The organism is Azospirillum sp. UFLA03-27, assembly GCF_059803775.1.
This window is the reverse complement of record NZ_JAUQTX010000441.1, coordinates 1-2,660: the sequence shown is the minus strand read 5'-3', so window position 1 is coordinate 2,660 and position 2,660 is coordinate 1. Positions and strand designations below refer to the sequence as shown.

Here is a 2,660-nt window from a genome sequence, read left to right as displayed (position 1 = left end):
GTTATAGTCTCGTGGGCTCGGAGATGTGTATAAGAGACAGGTCCAGCCCCTAAACCGCCAGCCACGGTCCCTGGAGCGCACACGCGCCCAGGCCTGGAACCCGCCGCCGGTCGGCCACGCGCTCGACCTGCTGGTCAAGGCGCTGCCGCGCGCGCTGCTGAACGTGACCGGTGGCCCGGTGGAGGAGCGGTCCCTGGCCTATGCGGGCCTGTTCAGCTCCGCCGCCGCGACGACCACCCTCTTCCGCGCGGAGGATTTCCAGCCCTGGCGCGCCGACCACCGCCTGCTGGAGGAGCGCCGCGCCGGGCTGCACGCGATCCAGGACGCGGTGGAGGCCAACGGGGCGACGCGCTTCCTGCTGCTGGTCGCGCCGGACAAGGGAACGGTCTACGCCGATTTCCTGCTCGATCCGCCGCCTCAGCGGTCCGCGGTGGATGAGGTCATGGCCGCCGATCCGACGCTCCAGGCGGTGCCGCTGGCCTCCGGCCTGACGGCGCTGGCCGCCGGCGGGGTGCGCGACCTCTACGCGCCCAACGGCAGCCGCTGGGGGCTGGAAGGGCAGCTCTACGCGGCACGGACGGTCGCCCGCACGCTGGGGCGGCTGGGCGTGCTGTCCGGCGCCACCGATCCCTCACCCGACGTCGCCATCCTGCCCTGCTGGCCGGGCCAGGGCGACTGCACCCCCACGCGCACCCAAACCGACTGATGGACAGGACCAGGAGGAACCGCCCAGCCATGGCTCAGGACCAATTTTCGGCAAACAGCGTCCCGGCGGACGTCGCAAACAGCGTCCCGGCGGACGTGGCCCACGGCGTCGTGGCGATCGTCGTCACCCACAACCGCCTGCCGCTTCTGGCCACCTGCGTCGCGGCGATCCTCGGCCAGCACCCGCGGCCGGAGCGGCTGGTGGTGGTGGACAGCGGCTCCAGCGACGGCACGCCGGAGTGGCTGGCCGCTCAGGCGGAGGAGTGGGACGACGCGCTGGTCGTGGTGCGGCAGGCCAACTGCGGGTCCGCCGGCGCCTACCACACCGCCTTCGAGACGGCGCTCGGTCTCGGCGCCCGCTGGATCTGGAGCACCGACGACGACGGCATTCCGCAGCCCGGCGCGCTGGCCGAACTGCTGGTCCAGGCGCGGCACCACGGCCTGTCCATGGTCGGTCCGCTGGTGCTGGCGGCCGAGGACCGCTCCACCCTGGCCTTCCCCATGCAGGGGACCCGCGACCCGGACAGCCTGATGGCCCGCGCGGTCGACGGGTTGGCGCCGGGCACCATCGCCCTGTTCAACGGCACGCTGATCGGGCGGGCGGTGTTCGAGCGGATCGGCAACGTGAAGCGCGAGATGTTCATCTGGGGCGACGAGTACGAGTTCACCCTGCGCGCGCGCCGCGCCGGGCTGAAGGTCGGCACGGCGGTGAAGGCCCTGCACATCCATCCCGGCATGTCGCGGACGGAGCACAAGGTGCTGGGCGGTCGGCTGGGCACGGTGGAGACGATGCGGGCCGACCGGGCGCCGCATTTCTTCCGCAACATGGGTTACATCCACGCCAACTACGAGAAAGCCGGAGTGATCCCGCGCATGATCGCCAAATACACCGCCCATTATCTGGTGAACCGGGACTTCCGTGGCCTGCGGGTCTTCCTGGACAGCTACCTGTCCGGCCTGCGCGACGAGTATCCGGAGGAGCTGAAGCGCCCGCCGGTCCGGCTGCCCCTGCCCGAGCGGCCGCGCACCGCCTCGTCCTCCTCCAGCGAGGTCGCCTGATGCCCACCGTCAGCGCCGTCATCGCCACCTTCAACCGCGCGCCGGAGCTTCGCACCGCGCTGTCCCGCCTGCTCGCCCAGACGCACCCCGTCGCGGAGATCCTGGTGGTGGACGACGGGTCCACGGACGGCACCGACGCCATGGTGCGGGGGGAGTTCCCCACCGTCCGCTACGTCCGGCTGCCGCACAACGCCGGGCTGATCTACGCCCGCAACTTCGGCTTCGTGAACACGGCGGGCGATTACGTGCTGTCGGTGGACGACGATTCCTGGTTCGCCGAGCCGGACGGCCTCGCCCGCGCGGTGGCCCACATGGAGACGCACGCGGACGTGGCAGCGGTGGCCTGCAACATCGAGACGCGCGACGGGCTGGTCTATTTCCCGCCGCAGGCCGACCCCTTCGACGCGCCCTGGTACGTCGGCTGCGGTCATCTGCTGCGCCGCCGCGCGGTCGCCGCCGTCGGCCTCTACATGCCGGAGTTGTACCGCCAGGGGGAGGAGAAGGACCGCTGCCTGCGGCTGATCGGCGCCGGCCACCGAGTGGTCGCGCTGCCTGGAATCATGGTCCATCACGACAAGAGCGAAAAGGGCCGAAAGCCGGGGCTGGAGCGTTTCTACAACCACCGCAACGACCTGATCCGCGAGGTGGCCCGCTGCCCCGCCGGCCTGCTGCCCTGGCGCTTCGCGCGGAGCTGGATCGGCAACAGCTGGAAGAACCTGCGCCACGGCCCGCGGCTGACCGATCTGAAGGTCCTGCTGGCCCTGCCGGAGATCCTCCGCATCGGCCTGAAGCACCGCGCGCCCGTGAGCGAGGACGCCTACCGCCGTTGGCTGCACCTGTCCAAGACCTGTCTCTTATACACATCTCCGAGCCCACGAGACTATAACAGCTATCGC

Annotated in this window: 3 protein-coding genes; all 3 read left to right on the top strand. The window is 70.9% G+C overall.

Annotated elements, in window-relative coordinates; genetic code table 11:
• Positions 1-25: 25 nt before the first annotated feature.
• On the top strand, positions 26-706 hold the full coding sequence (locus Q4I23_RS32050) for an alginate O-acetyltransferase AlgX-related protein (RefSeq protein ID WP_498528916.1): 681 nt from the start codon (positions 26-28) through the stop codon (positions 704-706).
• Between the two features lie 29 nt (positions 707-735).
• Positions 736-1,764 (top strand): glycosyltransferase, encoded by a 1,029-nt coding sequence (locus tag Q4I23_RS32045; RefSeq protein WP_498528915.1) that lies wholly within the window; start codon positions 736-738, stop codon positions 1,762-1,764.
• A partial coding sequence (locus Q4I23_RS32040) for a glycosyltransferase family 2 protein (RefSeq protein ID WP_498528914.1) occupies positions 1,764-2,660 on the top strand: 897 nt, incomplete at its 3' end. The genes Q4I23_RS32045 and Q4I23_RS32040, both read left to right, overlap by 1 nt.

Coding starts and splice junctions, on each gene's coding strand:
- Q4I23_RS32045 (WP_498528915.1), top strand. CDS start 736: ATGGCTCAGGACCAATTTTCGGCAAACAGCGTCCCGGCGGACGTCGCA.